General features: G+C 42.1%; 13 protein-coding genes. 1 reads left to right on the forward strand and 12 read right to left on the reverse strand.

Translation table 11 applies throughout. The annotated features are described in order from the left end of the window. The first annotated feature begins 54 nt into the window (after window positions 1–54). Window positions 55–987: a hypothetical protein gene (locus tag BREVNS_RS04130; protein WP_483427790.1), complete on the forward strand. Its 933-nt coding sequence runs from the start codon at window positions 55–57 to the stop codon at window positions 985–987. A 78-nt stretch (window positions 988–1,065) separates the two neighbouring features. On the opposite strand, the gene BREVNS_RS04135 is transcribed toward BREVNS_RS04130, so the two are convergent. From BREVNS_RS04135 to BREVNS_RS04190, 12 genes are all read right to left on the reverse strand, one after another. After that, window positions 1,066–1,731: a M28 family peptidase gene (locus tag BREVNS_RS04135; RefSeq protein ID WP_483427791.1), complete on the reverse strand. Its 666-nt coding sequence runs from the start codon at window positions 1,729–1,731 to the stop codon at window positions 1,066–1,068. A 22-nt stretch (window positions 1,732–1,753) separates the two neighbouring features. Beyond that, the gene (locus tag BREVNS_RS04140) at window positions 1,754–5,179 is read right to left on the reverse strand and encodes a hypothetical protein (RefSeq protein ID WP_483427792.1); all 3,426 of its coding nucleotides are present in this window, start codon (window positions 5,177–5,179) and stop codon (window positions 1,754–1,756) included. Between the two features lies 1 nt (window position 5,180). Further along, on the reverse strand, window positions 5,181–6,434 hold the full coding sequence (locus tag BREVNS_RS04145; protein ID WP_483427793.1) for an AAA family ATPase: 1,254 nt from the start codon (window positions 6,432–6,434) through the stop codon (window positions 5,181–5,183). A 21-nt stretch (window positions 6,435–6,455) separates the two neighbouring features. After that, window positions 6,456–7,643 (reverse strand): vWA domain-containing protein, encoded by a 1,188-nt coding sequence (locus BREVNS_RS04150; RefSeq protein ID WP_483427794.1) that lies wholly within the window; start codon window positions 7,641–7,643, stop codon window positions 6,456–6,458. Between the two features lie 839 nt (window positions 7,644–8,482). Next, on the reverse strand, window positions 8,483–9,715 hold the full coding sequence (locus BREVNS_RS04155) for a hypothetical protein (protein ID WP_483426599.1): 1,233 nt from the start codon (window positions 9,713–9,715) through the stop codon (window positions 8,483–8,485). Between the two features lie 555 nt (window positions 9,716–10,270). Beyond that, complete coding sequence (locus tag BREVNS_RS04160; RefSeq protein ID WP_483427795.1) at window positions 10,271–11,830, reverse strand: ATP-binding protein; 1,560 nt, start codon at window positions 11,828–11,830, stop codon at window positions 10,271–10,273. A 10-nt stretch (window positions 11,831–11,840) separates the two neighbouring features. Next, window positions 11,841–13,004 (reverse strand): ATP-binding protein, encoded by a 1,164-nt coding sequence (locus BREVNS_RS04165; RefSeq protein ID WP_483427796.1) that lies wholly within the window; start codon window positions 13,002–13,004, stop codon window positions 11,841–11,843. Then, complete coding sequence (locus tag BREVNS_RS04170) at window positions 12,979–13,149, reverse strand: hypothetical protein (protein WP_483427797.1); 171 nt, start codon at window positions 13,147–13,149, stop codon at window positions 12,979–12,981. The genes BREVNS_RS04165 and BREVNS_RS04170 overlap by 26 nt, the downstream gene beginning before the upstream one ends. Window positions 13,150–14,325: 1,176 nt before the next feature. Further along, window positions 14,326–15,981 (reverse strand): AMP-binding protein, encoded by a 1,656-nt coding sequence (locus BREVNS_RS04175; RefSeq protein WP_483427798.1) that lies wholly within the window; start codon window positions 15,979–15,981, stop codon window positions 14,326–14,328. A 51-nt stretch (window positions 15,982–16,032) separates the two neighbouring features. Beyond that, a complete protein-coding gene (locus BREVNS_RS04180; RefSeq protein WP_483427799.1) occupies window positions 16,033–17,250 on the reverse strand; it encodes a cofactor-independent phosphoglycerate mutase in 1,218 nt (405 codons plus the stop codon). Window positions 17,251–17,260: 10 nt separating this feature from the next. Then, window positions 17,261–17,848: a CDP-alcohol phosphatidyltransferase family protein gene (locus BREVNS_RS04185; RefSeq protein WP_483427800.1), complete on the reverse strand. Its 588-nt coding sequence runs from the start codon at window positions 17,846–17,848 to the stop codon at window positions 17,261–17,263. Next, the gene (locus tag BREVNS_RS04190) at window positions 17,845–19,098 is read right to left on the reverse strand and encodes a hypothetical protein (protein ID WP_483427801.1); all 1,254 of its coding nucleotides are present in this window, start codon (window positions 19,096–19,098) and stop codon (window positions 17,845–17,847) included. The genes BREVNS_RS04185 and BREVNS_RS04190 overlap by 4 nt, the downstream gene beginning before the upstream one ends. Between the last annotated feature and the right edge of the window lies 1 nt (window position 19,099).

The raw sequence follows: 19,099 nt of genomic DNA on the forward strand, positions 1-19,099 counted from the left end.
TCTTTATCAATTATGTGTATAATTGAAACATAAAAATTCAAAAGGAGATTGTCTATGAAGGTGTACACTATTTGCAATGCCCTTTTTGTTCGAGTGCAAAAGGAAGAGCCAAAGTATTTTCTCCTTGATAGTGGAGGGAGGTCTTTTTCTCCAGAGTTTTCTCGTATCACCTCAGATGACATTGGAGCAGAAGTAGATTTTTCTCTGTCGCTTAATTCTTCATGGTTGGTTGATCTTCGTCTTGCAAGTCGTTTTTTTGGCATACCTATTGTAGGTTTCTTGGGGAGAGAGTTTTTTGATCTTTTTGAGAATATTCTGCTTCACGGAAGAGGAAGAGAAGTGCGTTTCAATGTCTCCTCTTTTGACGCCACTTCCTCTATTCCTTTTGGTGCCATGGCTTCTTTCAAAGAGGGAGGAGAGCAAAGAAGGATTGCTATTGATACCGGATCTTTTGCGTGTATGAATTTTTCCCACCAGAATTATCATGGACCTCGTTCTGCCGAATTTATCATGCCCTCTGTTGGTCGTGATCTCCATATCAATTATGCCATGATGGGGCTTGAAATAGATGGACATTTTTATGGTGAGGTATTCACTGGGCTACCGAAAAACTTTGGAGACCCAGGACTCCATATTCTCGGAGCAAGTTTTTTAGAAAAGTATGAATGCCTCTGGGACAAGGAAAACAAAAAGCTTTTCCTCAAAGAATCCACAAAGCCTCAAATTTTCCCCACGAATCCTACCCATTCGTTTCGGATACAAGTGGAGATGGTAGATCATCAGATTGTGGTTTCCCATGTGTTGAATGGGTGTCCTCTGGATGTAAAGAAAGGGGATATCATCACATTACCCGGAATAGACATGGAAGACCCTGAAATCATGAACACCGTCTATGAACGATTGGTTTTCAAAACAGATGGGAATCCCGTTCGTATGGCTATCAATGGCAAAGAGGGTGAATACACGCCTGTTTCCTTTTTCGAATAAGCCTAAAGGGGTAGGTTTACACCTACCCCTTTTTTAGAAAAAAGTCTTCTCAGCCAAAAAGAAAACATACTTTTTTGACTATTTTCTTTTGTGCAACCACTTTTCCTTCAAGACGGCCAAAAGAACTTCTTTTGTTTTTTCTATAGAAGAGTCGCTAATCATATCCAGAGTATCATAAGACGAATGACAATATCTCCATTTTTCACAATTGATACCCCCTCGTGGACTTTTCTCAGCGTTGGAGATTGTGATAGCCTCAATACCCCTTCTCCAAAGGGATTGGGTATCGCAGGGAGGGGTACGCATCCAGACAAGCCCCCAACGATTCAGTTCCTCTATTTCTCTCTGAGCATCATAAATAATGGCATCCCCAATTCCCACCACATCAAGGTTAAACACAATATTATGAGTATCTATCACCTGAGTAAGGCTTGCCCCCTTTCCAAGGAAGGGTGGTTCTTCTTTGTCAAAAAACATGACATTGATTTCTGGGAGTTGAGTTTTGAGTTCCATAGCAAGAAAAACTCCCGTGGTATTATCTATATAACTATGGAGAGGATCAATCGTGTCGTAATGAGCGGAAAGCCATAGATGGCTTTTCCCCCAAACAAAAACATTGTGGACATCGGCTATGAGTTCATGTTCCACGTGAAGGTTTCTCTTTTGTAGCTCCAAGATCAGGTTTTGCCTGCGTTTCTCGTTTGTGGGGGATTTTTGGATAAAGTCGTGGATTTGTTCTCTCATACTTTCCTCCTTTTGAGATATTTTATGATGATATTCCTCTCACCACTCCATACTTATACACAAAGGTCAACCATTCCTGTAGATTTTCTTCCACAAGAATATCCCATACATTGAGTATTTCCTGCCCATTGTTTTGAGAAAGAGTTATTGTTTCACGTGGACTAGCCCCTTCAGAGCAAAGAAACGAAAAAACAAAAAAGAAAAAGCCTGAAAACTTCTTTGCGCTTGCTGATTGAAGTGCCCACAACAAAAGGCTCTGCATAGGGGTTTCTTTTGTTCTCTTAGGGTCTGTAAAAGAAGCCCCATGTCTCCGAAGATAGGAGAAAATCACTTTTGTTCCTATCACAACTTCAGAAGAAAAATACTTACCACTTGATATAAAAGAACCTCGTGAATGTCTATAATAATAGGAGTCTAAAACAAATAAAGTGGGAGAAGCAAAGGAAATACTTTGTGAGGCTATGGCACAAACAAGAGCAGAAGTCGCTGAATTCTTCCCAATGGGTACCCCTTGTTTTTGCACCCAGTCCAATCGATGGAAGAGATCTTGCATCTCCTTGACAAACCATGAACCCGAGAAGTGTATCTTTTCCTGATCAGAAAAGGGTTTTTTATGTTCATAGAGGTACCACCAACCAACGGTGGGAGCAAATATCATTCGGAGTAAGGTGATATTTTCGTGCGCCTGTTGAGAACTTCCCATCACCGCGTAGGCTATCGGTGATTCTCCCTCACTATCTTCAAGAAAGAGTTTCCCTCCTCTTTGGGCAATGAGGTGGGCAGCTGTCTCATTTTTGGCTAGCAAGGCAAGGGAGAAGAGAGAAATCTGGTGTCGCTTGGCCAAACGAGGAGGGGCTTCTTCTAAAAAACACTTCACAATCCCTCGCATACGGGGATCATAAGGTTTCATCGTATCAAAGAACAATTCCTTCTCAGGGATGAAGTCCAACAAGAAAGCAAGCGAGGTATTTTTCTTCTCGAGGGTAGCCCAGAAAACGGCTTTTCTGATCAGTTTTTCTTTATATCGAGGGCCCTTGTGCCCTATCTCGCTATAATCTGCCTTTTCCATCCAAAATTGAAGAAAATCCCTGTCCTCATACTGAACAGCGACAAAAAAGCATCGCTCATCCCATCCCCAAGCCTTCCAGAGGGTTTGCATACGACGGCCTCCAGGGCAAGGAGTGGAGAGGGTTTCTTTTCGAAAAACCTCAAGTCGTGGATGAGGGAACACACGGGCAAGTTTTGGGGCTAGAGAAGGGTATCTCATCAGCACCAAAAACAAAATCTCATCCCAGAATTTCAAGAGGATGGTGGCTGTTTCCCTTACCTGAGAGAAAAAGTCCAAAGAAGCTGGTGTCCATTGCAAGATAATATCCGGTGTCATATTCACAAGGAAAAAGGTTTCTGTTTCTTGGATAGAGGGGTTGAAAAGAATATGGGGATAATTTTCCAAAAGCCATCCAATAAGTTGAAGTGAAAAGAGGGGGAAGTATTTTCTCCAAACCTTACGGAAAGGTTCTTCACTCAGGTATTGTTGGTTATTCAAAATCTGGTGTTTTTGGCTCTCCAAAAAGTGCGGAAAGAACTTTTGATAAAAAAGAATTCCACTTCCCATTTCAAAGTTATCCGCGTTATACTTTTTCATGGTTGCTATCAGAGGCTCATGGGCTATCTGCAAAGCATATAAAAAAGAGGGAATATCATGAGAGCTAAATAACCGGGAAAGAAACGATGGGTCAAAAGATGCCAAAGCAAGGTCACCATTTTTTTCGTGTATGAGCATTGTGGTGAATAGTTCTTTCTTTTTTTCTTTTGGCAAAAGAGGGGCAAGGGTATTGACCCAGCGGACAAACTTTTCTGTCAAAGAGGGGTCTTTGATTCTCTCGTCAGCCTGTTTAGCAATGATTTCGTAGAAGTTTATGTCTTCATCGATTCCTCGCATCATATAGGAAAAAAATCTCTTCTCAGGATACAAAGTCGCATCAAAAATTATGTCAAGAATATCATAGGCTCCCATACCAAAAAAGGAGGCAACCACTTTTGAGATCTCGTGTGGTCTCAAAAATCCAACCACAAAAGAGAAAAACTCTTTTGCCCTCTTGTATTCTCCGAGGGTATAGAGAAGACTCACCACGTGATGCCACGAAGACTCATAGAGATCATCGTAGCGAAATCTATCCCACAGGTCATTGATATCCAAACCCTTTTCCTGGAGGGTTACAAGAAGGGCGGAAAGTGTCTCTTTTACCTTGTGCGTGATCTCCATCTCATGGTCTTCTTCTATGATATCGCTTAGGTAGTTCAGGGCTCTCAGAAGAGAATGTCGCCACTCAGGAAGAAAAGGAATTCTCTTCATCACAAGGGAGAAAACATTTTCCTCATAAAAGAGAATGGCTACTTCAACAAGAAAAAAGGTTTCTTCTTGAGAGAATTCGGACATTCTGTCTATAAGATCCTCTACGAGAGAAACCTCTCGCATGGCAATAGAAGACAACAAAAGAGAAAAGAGGTTATTTTGAATATATGTCGAATCCCCTTCTTGGTGAAGAAGGAAAAGGGCTAACTGAGGAAGGGGACGTCTCGATACTTCTTCAAGAAGTTTTTGTCGATATCCCTTGGATTGAATAAGATGTGGATAGCTATGAAAAAGACGAAGGATGGCTCTTTCCAGAGGACGAGTTGACATTTTCTCTTCACCCAACCTTTTTCTCAGGTGACGGTATCTCCTGTTGAAAAAGATCACTTCATTCCCTTCTCTCAATCGTCTATCGTCGATATTTATCTCTGGAATTTGTAAAAGATAAAAAAGAATACCCTCTTGCGTTTGCTTGGTTAAACGGGTGTACTCATACCCAATTCGAGGCAAAAAAGGAAGAAAGGCATAGAGATTTTTGTCCAATACCACATCCAGAAGCGTAATTGGTTGGCCTTCTTCTGAAAAGCCCACTTCCAGAGGATCAAACGTATCAGGAGGAAGATAAAAGATCAGTTTTGCATAAGGAGAAGACAAGATTTTGAGAATGGCTGTCGCTTTTCTCCCGGAGTGGTCTAAGAACAAATGATTCAACGAAGCCCCCAAGGAAATCATATAGCGAACAAGAAGAAGTCTCAAGCGAAGAGATGGAGAGCGTGGATCTTGAGTGGTTTCAAATGTGGTGGTAAGCCACTGGACATCCTGATCCCCAAAAGGGCAAGAGATGAACGAAAGAATGGGTGTCAAAAGGCAATGAGGATCAGCCTTATACTCCGTGATGAGTTGCTCCATTGCGTTTCTTTGCCCCAAGAAAAAAGCAAGGACGAGCGCATCATTCACCATTTGTTGAGTTCTCTCTCCGTCTGCCAATCGCAGGATGAGTTCTTGATCAGGGTACTCAGAGAGAAACGTCTCAAGTTCCCCTTTGGCTATAGCCCCTTCTAACAAAACGAATATTTCTTTTGCTGTCCTCATATTATCTTCTCCTCCCTCCTGTTTTTTGAACCCTGTCAAAAGAAGAGCCTGTCCCTTCCCCCAGTTGGAGGATATACTTCTCGTGAATTTCGAGAAGTTTTTTGCCTGCTTCCGTTTGTTTTATGATATCTATTTTCTCGGAGGCTGTCTTGAGGTAGAGCATTTGAAGCTCTTGAGGAAATCTCAAGATATACGTTAACAATGCTTCTGCATTCATTTCGTTGGTCTTCTCTGCAAAGTAGGGTATCAACTTGTGCAAATAGGAGATTTGTCTTGGCAATGGGTAGTTTTGGGGATTCTTTTGGATGGCCTCTATATTCACAAACTCTTCCTGCTGCTTGTAGAAATGAAGAAAATCTGTCACCACTGCCCCAATCAATGCTCCTCCTATAACAAGGATGGACGTCTCTGCCTCATCTTTGGAGGAAAATGCTTCCTCAATGGCATACAATTGTTTTGAGAAATTTTCCCAACTACGAGGAGTGGCAAAAACGTAGGTGGAAGAATTATTCTCCTTTATTATCATATCAAGCGTACACAGGTTTTGGGGAGAAAGTTCGAGATAATTACAAATAGCGGGGTGAATACCATTGTCTGCTGCCCAGGCAAGCCACGAGTGGATGTCGGCTTGAAGTCGTAGATGGGCAAAGCGGTTAGCAAAGGCATAACTCAGGTTTGACACTCCTATATCATCATCTTCACTATTTCCTGCGGCTATGATATACCACCCTTCTGGGAGTTGATAGTTGAGTAGTCTTCTATCCAAGATGAGTTGCAACAGGGCGTTTTGGACGGACTCAGGTGCCCGATTCAGTTCATCAAGAAAGAGAATACCCTGTGTCCCCTCTCTTGGCCAAAAGTCATTTGGCAACCATACCGTATGTTTTTCATCCTTATCATACGTTGGTATCCCCTTGAGATCCGTCGGATCCATCAATGAGGCTCGAATATCCAGAAGGGGCAAACCTTTTTTCTGAGCAAACTGTTTCACTATAGAAGATTTTCCTATGCCTGGTTTTCCCCACAGAAAGAGGGGCATCGTGGGGTAGAAATATTCTATGTAGCCAAGGAGTTCTGAGGCTTTCACCACCGGCATACTTCTCTCAAATGGAATTTTGTTCTGTTTGTGAGGCATGGTATTCCTCCTTATGGTTGTATTTTGTCCACTGGAAGAAGTGTTTTTGGGGGAGACTTTTCTCCCTCTCTGGGAAGAAGTACCTGCGGGAAGAACGACGTAGGCATTTTTCTTGGACATAGGGACCTCCTTTTTCTTTCATTATCTTCCTATATGAAATGGCACCACTTTCCCAAACGGGAAATCCTTTCTCTCGGTCGATACCCAAATTACAGGATAGGGAGGGGCTTTTTCTGGCATTTCTCCTATCCCATCAGTAAAGAGGATGAGGATTTTTTTGGAAGTTTTTTGTTTATTGACATACTCAAACACAGGACAAAAGTTTGTCCCTCCTCCGCCCCTTGGTCGAAGTCTTTTGGCCTGAGAGAGGGTGGTTACGGGTTTTTCCTCAGGGTATACGTCGGCATCATGCCAAAGAACACACACCTTATCCACTATCTTTTTGAGAAGGTTTTCCAGTTCATTCAAGAAGGTTTTCAAGTCTCTTCGTCCTATACTCCCGGAGGTGTCAATCGAAACAAATACGGATGGCACTCTATAACCACTTGCCGTAGGAATAATAATTCGATGAGGAAGGTAGGCTTTGTGAAGTTTATGATAAGTATAGGTATCTTTTCCCCTTACCAGTTGGAGAGCATTTCGAAGAATAGTTTGCCATGAGGGTGAGGGTGTGGGTAAAATTTCTTCTTCCTCAACGTCTCGCATTTTTTCCAAAGGATCCATTCCAAAAGATTTTCCTAAAGGGGCATCATCTCTCTCATGAAGGGGTGGAATTCCCAACTCCTTTGGGTCAATACCGTCTTCTGGACGAAGGATTTCTCCAATATTGATAACCTTTTTTTCCCAATCCTTTACAAAATCATCAAAAGAACCAAACTTTTTTTGTCTTTTCCATCTTTCAATCAACTTTTTTCTTTCCTGTTCGTATATCTCTTCGGCTGAAGCATCTCTCTTCTGGGGATCGAAGGTTCCTTCCTCTGGAAGCGTATAGCCATGTTTTTGAAGTAAACCATTAATCACCATATCGCAGGCTATATTCCAGAGAAGAGGCTGACGATCCTGCATTCTCTGAGGATGCTGAAAAGCCACATGCAAAACCTCATGGGCAAGCACCCCCTCTATCTCAGCAAGGGTAAGTCTGGAACCAAACTCTCTATTGTAATAAATCCTTCTTCCGTCGGTGGCAAAGGTTTCAATATCGTCGGATTCCTTTAATTCCAAGAAAGACAAATACATAGAAAAGAAGGGATCCTTGACAATGAGATTGTATTTTGCCTTGTTGATCCTTTCACTCATCTGAAGAGAAGAAAGCCTTTTTCTTCTGGTCATAGGGGTCCTCCTTAGGTGTTTTTTCACTACCCCAGAGCCTTTTCTGGCTCTGGGGGGAATCCAATAAAAAACTCGAGAGGGCTCTGCATACAAGCCTCCTTTTGTGTTTGGTTTTCGGTACATGTCAAAAGATTTCCCCAAAAGGCCATTTTTTTTCTGGCCTTTTTAGGAAGAAATCCGACACCTCTTCTTCTGAAAACCACAAAGGATTTTCAGAAGAACCCAAAACACCTTTTTCCTACAAATGACACACAACAAGTCAACACGTGAGAAGACGGTCCAATTCCCCTACGAAGGGGAATACATAGCCATTAACACGGCGGAGGAACACGAACGCGTAAAATAAGGAAAGAGAGGAAAGAGCAGGCAAAAAAGAAAGAGAAGGTGAAATGAATCACCTGAAAAAGAAGAACGGAAATAGACCACCACATCATTTTTTGTTGTGGCTTTTTCAAGGAAAACCTCCTTGTGTTTTTTGGGGCCACACAGGAGAGTGTCAAAGACGACACCGAGACTTTGTCAGAGAGAAATCTGACAAAGTCTTTCCCTTTTGTGAAGTTTTGCGTTCATGTAAGAATCCTTTCGCTATCCCCTCCTTTTTTCTTTTTTTCTTGTACTTCTTATATGTATAAAAAAGATAATAACTCAACAAAAATTTGATTACGTTTCCAACAGGAGACCTGAAAGAGAGAGAAAAGGATAAAGAAGTTACCCCTGGCTCAAAAGATTTTTGTCAACTGTAGTATACAGGGAACATTTTAGATAAACAAGTTTTTTCTGGGGAAAGTACCCTTTTTAGGCCATAAAACAGGGCAATAAGTACGTACCATCCCTATGTTTTATATCACATCCTGCCAGTAGACACCATCGATAGCCTCATCACGATTATAGTAGTAATGCAAACGCACAGCAAGAACATTGGTTGCCCCTTCTCTTTTCCATACCCCCACATCCATTCTCTGGTTTATGGTTCGCATCAGCCGTTCTGCCCTTGAGGTTGTTCTTGGCAAACCATCTTCACTGTCACAGGCGAACATGTCTTTTTGAGCACGAAGAAGATAATAAAAACAATGTTTGCGCCCTTTTTCGTGAAATAAGTCAAGAAGATTCTGAATATGCTGTCTGCGCTCGCTTTGATAACCAAGTCTTGTTTGCCAGTCATTTTTGTACCCCAAGAAACAGGCTTTCCCTGTTTCAGCGACAATATTTGTCCACTCAGAAGAACGATATCTCACTCTATCAAGACGAAGAAAATACTTCAATTGATAACTTACATGCCACAAACATCGTTGAAAAACGATACCGGGATGTTTGCCCTGGTTAATCCCTGTATCTCCATCGACAACAAGAAAAAACCGAGAAAAAGAGTGTTTTTCTTGAATGGGCTTAAGAAGTTTGTCCCAACCTGCATGGTAATTATCCACAAGAAGGCCTGCTATTCTTGTATTTTTTCCTGTCAATGGGGAGGCTTGTTGCCTCTCCTGCAAAAGAATTTTAGCTTCTTCTCCTTTTTTCTTGCCCTGAACAGGAATACCCGTCCCATCGGCTTCTCCACAGGGTTTTTCTTTTTCTGAGATACTGAAATGTATCTTTCTCCCAATATTTTGAAGGTTTTTCCAGAGGGTGCTAAGACCTATTTTATACCCTGTGAAGGAAAGAATACGAGCGGCCACTCGATAGGTGGTAAGAGCCCCGGCTAAAGCCACTCTGTAGATATCTTTCAGGATTTGCCTTTTTCGCTTTTCTACACCAAGAAGAGATCTTGTGAGAAAAAGTTTTCTTCCACACTTTTTGCATTGAATTTGGAGCTGAGGAAGAGTGATCTTTCCAAAGGGCATCAGAACAAAAACAGTGTTTTTTCCATGCTTTGTTTTCCATATGAAGTGATGTTTTTCTCCGCATGTACAGGTGATACGACCTTCTTTTATTTCTTTTTCTGCCACTTCTACAGAAATCTGATGAACAAATGACTCAAACACTCCTTTGATGGCCTGGAGAAAAACCACCACTAACGTCTCAAGTTTTGTGTCAGGGTAGTCGATAGTCAAAGTGAAGGTGAATTCTTTACGCATGGGTTCCTCCTTGTGTCCTATTATCGGCCAGGGAGGAACTTTTTTTGCTTTTCCTCATCTTCCCACTGCAGGTCTCCTGAAAAAAACGTTACCAAAAATTTTTCAAATTTTTTTCTTTTTTTCTTTTCAAGAATTTTATCAAGAGAGTCTATTACAATATATACGCTTTTATTTTGTATTTTTCCTTATTTTTTATAAAAAAATTTTTCTTATTTTTCACAGAAAATAAGGTGGAGAAGTAAAGGAAAGAAAGAGAGTAAGCATCTTCCCCCCTAACGGTTAGGTGCTCTCAATTTTTCAGTAAAGAAGGTTTTTGTCCTTCTCCATAGGGAAAAAGACAAAAAAGAAAAAGGTTTCACTGAAACTTTTTGGCTGAAAAGAGAATTCCCCCCAACATAGAAGGTTATGCCGCAATGAAGCTATATCATCTCGCCCTCCCCCTGCGGTTTATCGGAAAAAATGACGAAGAATTTAAGAGAAAAAAGAAAATTTTTAAAAAATTTTTTTAGAAGAAAAAAGGCTGTCCTTAAAAGGACAGCCTTGACGAAAAAGAAGTTACTTTGCTGAATCAGATAGTTTTTGGTTTATGGGGTTATCACGAAGAGGAAGGTAGGGCGAGGTATGAAAGCCCATGGGACGGTGATCGGTAGCCTGCCGAATTGCCTTCAAGGTCTCCTCAATAAAAAAGCGTAGATCATCGTGGGTAATAATCTTTTGTTGGCGGTGGGCAGCTCGTGAGGCAGCTTTGAATACGATATTAGCAATCTGGCCACCGGTGAGAGAATATTTTTCGGCTATATTTTCAAGATCAACGTCTTTCGCAAGGGGGGCTTGCGCCAAGTGTTTTTTCCATATGAGTTTTCGATTGTTTGCGTCAGGTATGTCAATTTTAATAATATGAGTAAATCGTCTGTGCCAGGCTTGGTCAAAATTCTGAAGAAGGTTTGTGGTAGCTACAAGAATACCCTCAAAGTTCTCCAATTTCTCAAGAAGCATATTTTGGATTTCGTTGTAAAACTTGTCTATAGATCTGTCTATATCTGTTCGGACAGAGAAAAGTTGGTCGGCTTCGTTTATAAAAAAGATAATTTTTTTATTCTGTTCTTTTGCTTGCTTGAGAAGTTGATAATATTTGTCAAAAACAGCCTCCACCCTCTTTTCAGTTCCGCCCACATATTTATTAAAGAGTTGTTCTATTTTGAGAATAAAAATTTCTGCATTTAAATAAGAGGCAATGGCCTCAGCCAAAAGGGTTTTGCCGGTACCTGAAGGACCATATAGTAGAATTTTAACACTCTGACAAAGATCCATACTTAAATTAGGCTTAATCCCCCATTGGCGAAGATCGGGAGCAATACTCTCATAGTCAAAAGCTTCAAGAATTTGATCCTTCTCCTCTTCATTGATAATCACATCATCCCACTTGACTTTGGGTTGAACAATGGCATATAACTCTTCAACATTGATTTGATCTTCAGAATCAGAAGGTGGGTTTGGACTACCAAAAATATCCATATCCGTGGTGTTTATAGTCGTTGTAGCTAAGGAAAAATCTTTTTGGCTTTCGTTCTCAATAGTATCATTGTCTGTCTCATCTTCATCATCGTACGTATCCTCTTCGTTGGTTATGTCTTCATCCTCATCTGTATCTTCATGATCATTCCAATAACTCTCATCAAACTCTTCCTCTTTTCTCTCTTCCTTGAGATACTCCGAGAGGATCAGAGTTTTTTGAGAATACCACCTATAAACATTCGCAGAAGAATAAGCAAGAGAAAATCCGTCTTCTTCCAAGTCAATATCCTCTGGTGGGATCGTTGGCCACGGGATAGTCTCATTGAGCGTGGGATGAGTGGATACTGGCGGCCAGATAAGAGCTACCTCTCTTTTTAGACTCTCTCGGAATTCAGGCGACTCAAGTAATAAGTTCATTGTTTTGAGCAAGAAGCGCCCAAAAAGCCTTGAAGGCTTCATGGCCTGCAACACCTTTTTGAACCATCCCTGTTTTTTGGTTACAGGGGAAACCGGACTACCAATAGCTAAGGTAGTCGTTGTGAAATAGGGAATCATAGATACCTCCTTTTGTCCTTTGAAATTTTCTGTTTTTGTTTTCATAGGTTCCTCCTTAGAATCCTATATTCTTTGTTTTTCTGGTAGTAAGGAGCAGTTCTTTTTGGATAAAGTACAATAAGTCCATTTGGGAGAGTTTTCTGTTTTCGTCTATAGCCCGCAAGCAAGCAACTTCTACAATATTGGCAATCTGCCCAGGGCTGAGCTCAAAAGAAACAAGCTCATCCACATTCACAGAATCATCAATATATTTAGAACGAGGAAAATAGAAGTACCACAATTGTTTTCTTGCCTCCCTATCTGGGAGGTTTATCTCTTGTTTGACAAGAAAGCGACGCCAGAAGGCGAAATCAATGTTGTCCACAAGGTTTGTGGTGACCAAAAAGTATCCTCGAAAACTCTCCAATTGCTGAAGCAGTAAATCCTGAACGCTATTGGACTCCTGATCCCAGGTGTGAACAACAGCGCGTCGTACACTGAGAAGTTGGTCGGCTTCGTTGATAACCAAAAAGACTTTTTGGCCAAAAAGGTTGTAAACATTAAACAAGTCTTGGTAATAGTCAAAAAGCCTCTGAATGTTCTTGGGGGTTTCTCCCACCCATCGGTGGAAGATATCGCTTGCTTTTACCTCGAGAATATGGGCTTCACAGGCGTAGGCCAAGGCTTCTATCAGCATGCTTTTTCCTGTTCCCGGAGGGCCATAGAAAATAGCCGTCACAGAAGGTGAGACGTTGGTTCTTGTGTGGATGGTTTTCACACCCCACTTTTGAAGCTTTTTTCGTTTTTTCTCAGCATTTTTGAATTGGGCTAAAAGCCGAGGAAATTCAGGATACAGAAGTTCTTTTGGTGTAGCCATTGGTTCTCGAGGCTGAGGAGGTGAGAAAATAACCGTTTCACCATCTTTCACCGTATACTGCTGAACAAGATCGACAAGATAAACAGAGATTTTATCCACCAAAAGCTTTGTTTTTCGAGAGCGGCGCCCTTTTTTGGTTGGGGTTTCAGGTGTTTGGATAGTTGAAGAATCACTCTCTTCAAAAAAGTTCTTCTGCATAAGAAACTCCTTGGCTTGTTTTTCTCCATCCTCTACTGGCAATTCCGCCTGAGGGAATGGCAAGGGCAACTGGTAAAAAGGGGTAAGATAACTATATCCTCTGTGATTGCCTGTTCTTTCACCAGAAAATCCATCAATCTCAAAAGGAATAATAAGCTCTTTCATAGCTTCCTCCTTTTCTTTCTATCTTTTTTAACAACACCATGGACCCGTGGGTCCGACCTTCTGCCAACCCTTGAATCCAAGAGAGGGTTGGTGGACTGCGGTTCATTTGTGTTCTTCTCAGCATGGGGCTATCCTTTATCCTCATAATTCGCCTCCTATTGTTTACTATACATTTTTAATTTTAAAAAACACTCTCAGCTATATAATACTTTTTATGCCCACTTTGTATATGCCCATTAGTTAGATTCACTATTTGCTGAATTAGCCATCGTTTACAAACCTGCATATCCTTTTCCTCCTTTTGTTATACACTTTTTCCCACTCTATAAACAAAAATTATGCCCGGTATGCAAAAAAGGTATTTTCTTTTTTTTCATACACTTAAAACGTTTTTTTCGTAGTTTTAAAATTAAAAGAAAAATTTTTTATTTCTGAGATATCTTATTTTTAATAAAAAAGTTTTTTTACACTTAAATAAGTTTTTACCTACCCTCTACCGTAAGGGCTAAGATAATATATTTTGTTTTTTGAAAATCTTTATTTTCTTTGCGTTTTTTACAAAAAGGTTTCTTTTTTCACTTAATAAAGAAGTTTTTTTCACTTTTTTCTCTTGTTAAACCAGAAAAATAGCCGTAAAATGAGTGAGAAAAATTTTCCTTGTTTATCTATATAAGGAGTGCTGAGCATAGAAAAACAAAATAAGCGTGGTAATGAAAGAAAGGCTTTTTTTATAACTCTTTGCTTTTGAATAACTTGTGAAAATTTGATTTTTGTCCTATTTTTAGAAAAAATATTTTTTGATAAGAAAAGTGAAATGAAAAAAGCAGGAATTTTGAAAATAGAAAAGAAGTATTTATTTTTAACTTAAATAACCTTTTCAACAATCTGGTGTGAAAATGGATTTTTTTCGGAGAGCCTTTTTCAAAAAATTTTTCTTTTCATGGCTTTTTTATTATATAAAATTTTATTTTGTTATAATTTATTAAATTTTGGAATAAAAAACAGGAGAAAAGACAAGCCACGGGTTGGTTTTTAATTCAGAAATGAGACCCTTGCACGGGTGTTTTCTTCCCCTATCTGGGTCAGGGGCTACGCCCCTGAAACCCCGTTTTTTCCATTTACAAGGGCTTATTTGTCTTTTTTTGTTCAAAGGAATAGTTTTATTTATTACGTTAAGGAACATTTTTATACTATTTTTTGTTTTTTACCACTTTTTTGAGACCTTCGCACATTCGTGCAAAGGTCTCGAAATATGAAAAAACCAAAAGAAAAAGGCGTTTCCTTTCAGGAAACGCCTTTGAGATCAAAAGAATGTTTTCTCCTACGAATACAAAAATCTCTTGATACTCTTCTTGGGGGTTTTCTCAAACTCTTCGGGCATGATTTCTATCCGCACCACCTTCGCATAGGCGGGAAGTTTTTCATTGAGCGTTTTTCGATTCTGTTCCATGATCTCTCTCAGCTGGGATTCAGAGAGTTTTTCCCTGTCCACCCGTTCCATATCAGGGTACACAAGGCCGACAAGCTGGTGATCGCGAGAGACCACAAGGGATTCCTGAACATACGGCATCACATTGAGCTTAGCTTCAATCTCTTCGGGATAGATATTCTGTCCTGAGGGGCCAAGGAGCATGGTCTTGCATCGTCCATTGATATAGAGAAAGCCATTTTTGTCCATATAGCCCATATCCCCGGTATGAAGCCACCCATCTCTGTCTATGGTCTCTTTTGTTGCTTCAGGATTTTTGTAGTAGCCTGACATAACATTGGCCCCACGGACAAGGATCTCTCCGCTGGTATCTCCCTCGTGGAGAGGAACAATCTTCACCTCCATTCTATCCACCACACGACCAACCGATCGGGGGGCATACTCCGTCCAGCGGCTATAGGAAATAAGAGGGGCACACTCTGTCATCCCATACCCTACGGTAAAGGGAAATTCAATACTCCGGAGAAAATCCTCAACCTCCTGACTGAAGGCCGCCCCTCCAATAACCACCTCTCGAAAGTTCCCTCCAAAGGCTGCCACTAACTGGTTTCTGATTTTCTTTTTGATGGTGCGATTCACCCCTGGCAAAGCCCGAAGAATTTTGACAATCGCCTTTTCAAGAGAAGGCTTGATTTTTTTATAGTACATTTTTTCAATGATGAGGGGAACAGAAAGGATAAGCGATGGTCTCACCCGCGCAAAGGCTTCAAGGAGAACGGTAGGGGTTGGGGTTTTGGAAAGAAAATGGATATGACATCCCGTAAAGAAAGGAAAAAGAAACTCAAAAGCACAGCCAAAAGAGTGGGCAATGGGCAAAAAGGAAAGGATGGTCTCTCCAGCAAAAAGAGGCATCGTGTCCTGGGCATAGACAATATTGGACATCAGGTTAGAGCAGGAAAGACAAACCCCCTTGGAGAAGCCCGTGGTTCCCGAGGTATAGACCAAAGAAGCCCATTCATGGGTACCTACTTTGGGGAGAGCAAAGGATTCTTTTCTCAGACTGAGCTGGGAATAGTGCTGTGGGATAGAGGTGATTTTTTTCTCTTTCTTCTGCCAAAGAATCTCCATGTCAAGAAGGGAAACAGCTACTTCGAGAGAGGAAAGGCTTTCGGTATCGATCCCCTCAAAAAGGGAAGGCAACACAAAGAGGACTTTACTCTCCGAATGATTCAAAAGGTGGACAATATCCTCTGGATGAAAATCGGGAAGAAGGGGAACAGTGACTGCCCCATAGGAAATAGTGGCAAGGTAACTCACTGCCCAATTGGCGGCATTTCTCCCGAGAATGGCCACTCTCTCCCCTTTTTTGAGACGACAATCAGCAAAAAAGTGGTGAATAGCCAAAAACATACGAGCGCATTCTCCATAGGTATAGGCTGTTTTTCCTCCATAATCCGAAACAGCCATACGATCCCAGTTTTCTTTGAGGGTCTTCTCAAGACGCTCAACAAAGTTAACCTCGCACCGAAGATGGGAAGGCGTTTTCATATCTCCTCCTTAACTCGAAATTTTGCACCTCCGCCTTCCTTGGTATTTTTCTTATCCAAAGAGAAGTTTCATCAATTCGTTTCCTTTGAGGCCAACGTATTTCCCCTGAGGAGCGGTTCGTTCACTGTATTGTTTCATCACAGGGTTGGGCTGGATGTTTTCTCCCCATATCATAAATGGCACAGGGGTCCTTGTATGTTTTCGCAGTTTCACAGGAACAGGATGATCGGGCAAAAGAAGCCCTCGCCACGGTTCACTGCCAAATTCCTTTTGATAAACTCGGAGGAAAGTACCCAAAAGTCTCGCATCAGCCTCTTCGATGGCTTTTATCTTGAGTTCAAGGTCTCCAAGATGCCCACATTCATCAATAGCCTCAAGATGGAGATAGACAAAATCATGGGTTTTCAAAAGCTCCACAGCGGCTTTTGCCTTGTTTTCATAGTTGGTATCTATCCATCCCGTAGCCCCCTCCGGGCGGCAAACCGTCATCTTCCCCAACCGTCCCAGTCCAAGGATCACATCCACAGCCGCCACCATGGCTCCCTTTTTGCCATACATTTCCTCAAAAGAAGGCACATCAGGTTTTCCTCCCCCGGACCATGGCCAGATAAGGTTGGCTTCATTTTTGCCCTGCGCCCGCCGGCGTTTATTCACCGGGTGGTCGGCAAGAATCTCAAAAGACCTGTGAATCAGAGAAAGAAGAATCTCTTCTGTGTACTTCGCCCTTTCATTTTTTGCCCGAGGAAGAATCTCCTGCCACCTCATCCCATGAGAAGAATCCGGTTTCTCATAGAGAATATCAGCAGAAAACTCCTTTCCCTTGAAATAGAGGATATGGCGATAACTCACCCCTTTCTGAAACTGTATCTTTTCACTGCCCAATTCTTTCTGAAGAAAGGCGATAATCTCAGTGGCATCCTCATCCTCAATATGACCGGCCGAATAATCCTCCAGTATCCCATCCTTGACCGTGATCAGATTCAGGCGAAAGGCTATGGTCTCTTCATCTAAAGGAATCCCCATCCCATAACTCTCAATAGGCCCACGCCCCGTATAACTTCTGGCAAGATCCCAGCCAAGCACAGACATATTGGCCACATCCGATGAGGTGGGAAACCCCTCAGGAAGGGTGAGAAAGGTACCAAATTCGGCTTGTCTCGCCAACTCGTCAATCACAGGGGTGCGCGCATATTCTAACGGCGTCATTCCCCCCAATTCAGGAAGCACCTCATCAGCCATACCGTCAAGAAGAAATACGACATACTTCATCGCTACTCCCTTATGATGATTTTTTCGATTCCACAAAATACCGAATATAATTCACCACATAGGCCAACCCGGAAAAGAGAAGAAGCCCTATAACCCCTATCATGAGAGAGTGATTTACAGGCCCCAACCAGGCCAAGGTATTTGCCCAGGAGGTTTTCTCAAAGAGAATACTACAATAAAAAAGTCCCAGGACAAAGGTGGTGAGTTTTCCGACCACAAGAGGCAAAAAAACATATCGGTACATATTGATGGCATAGATAGCCCCCACCGCGATAATAATATCCCTGGCCGCCACCACTGCAAAAAAGAGAAAAGGCACCTCCTGTCGAATATAAAGCACCGCTGCCAAGGTAATGGCTAAAAGCTTATCCCCAATGGGATCAAGGATAGTACCAACCCGACTCTGACAATGAAACACACGGGCAATCATCCCATCTAAAAAATCAGTGGCATAAGCTATCACCGTAAGAAGAAAGACATAGACTCTCATTGAGGGAAAACGAAAAAGATACAGAATCGGAAAGACAAGAAAAATCCGAAGAAGAGATAACACATTGGGAACTGTCCAGAATTTTTCAGAGAGTTTTGTTTCGCTCATGAGGAACTCCTTGGGTTATTTGTCTGAATGGTCACCGAGAGAACCGTGACATCATAGAAGAGGAGAAAAGGGAGATCTACCTTCACAGGAGAAAACGAAAAACGCCTTGACTCCCGACCCACATTTGGTCCTGTTTCTACCCACTCCCAGTAACGTTTTGGGAAAGCGGGCAATTCTCCCCTCTCTGTGCGAAGGGAAGAAGAAGGAATCAAAAGACCACACCAGAGCTCTGAGGGATTGGGGGAAATTCTCTCCTTTGCCCTGTAATAACGAAGAAGTTCTTCATAGCTCAGGATATCAGAAAACACCTTTGATTCATTCTCTACATACCGAGAAACTCCCTGGACATCACCAATAACAAGTGAGTACTTTCCACTGCTGAGGTAGAGAGGAATAGGGATCTGAATGGTCTGCCTGTACACACGAGAAAGATCGTCTCTCATCTGAAGAGAAACCCTGATGGTCTCTCCTACCTGATAGGCGGCTTTGTCAACCCAGGCCCGTTCCACAAAGCCAACTCGAGAGGGAATTGACTTTTTGATGGTAAGTTCTACCCTTTCCATACGAATGGTCTCTCCCCCCCATACCCCCACGTTCTGGAAAAAGTCCCAGAGATCACCCACAAGCCTGGAGAAGGTAGTGGCATCTCTTTCCCAAAAAAGGGCAAACTGAGAGAGAACCGTATTGGTTTTGCCCTGGTAGAGAACAGATACCTTGGCGGACACATCAAGGACATGTCTTTCCTCTCCTCCCAGTGAATTCTGAAGAAGGGCAAAAAGCCCCGAGAGAAGAAAATAATTTTGATAAAGCGGACTTCTCACGACGCGATAGCGATAGGTTTGAGTCCTCGTCGGTTCTGTCAGCGTCGTTACCACTTCTATCATGTCTGCTTTTTTGCCTATCTTCCCCTCGACGGCAAACGCCCCATCATACACGACACTCCCCACTTCCTCGCCGGAGGTCCCCAATTTGAAGGACACGGTATAGGCCGGCATGACCGTGTAAATATAAGCCCTGGAAAATGGAGCCTCCCATGCCCCGGCCTGAAAAAGGGGGTGTCCAAACATCCAGACACTACCCTGGGAAACAGCGGTTACCGTTCCAATGGCCTGGATACGCACATCCCCATCCACCAAGTGGATGGCTACTGCATCCCCTGGACGTATCTCCCTGGGGCCGTCCTTTTTCGCGCTTCCCGCTGCCTGCAAGGGGAAAACCTGTACAGGAAAGGAAACTTTGTTTGAAAACATT

This window comes from Longinema margulisiae (assembly GCF_025266855.1).
Classification (GTDB): Bacteria; Spirochaetota; Brevinematia; order Brevinematales; family Thermospiraceae; genus Thermospira.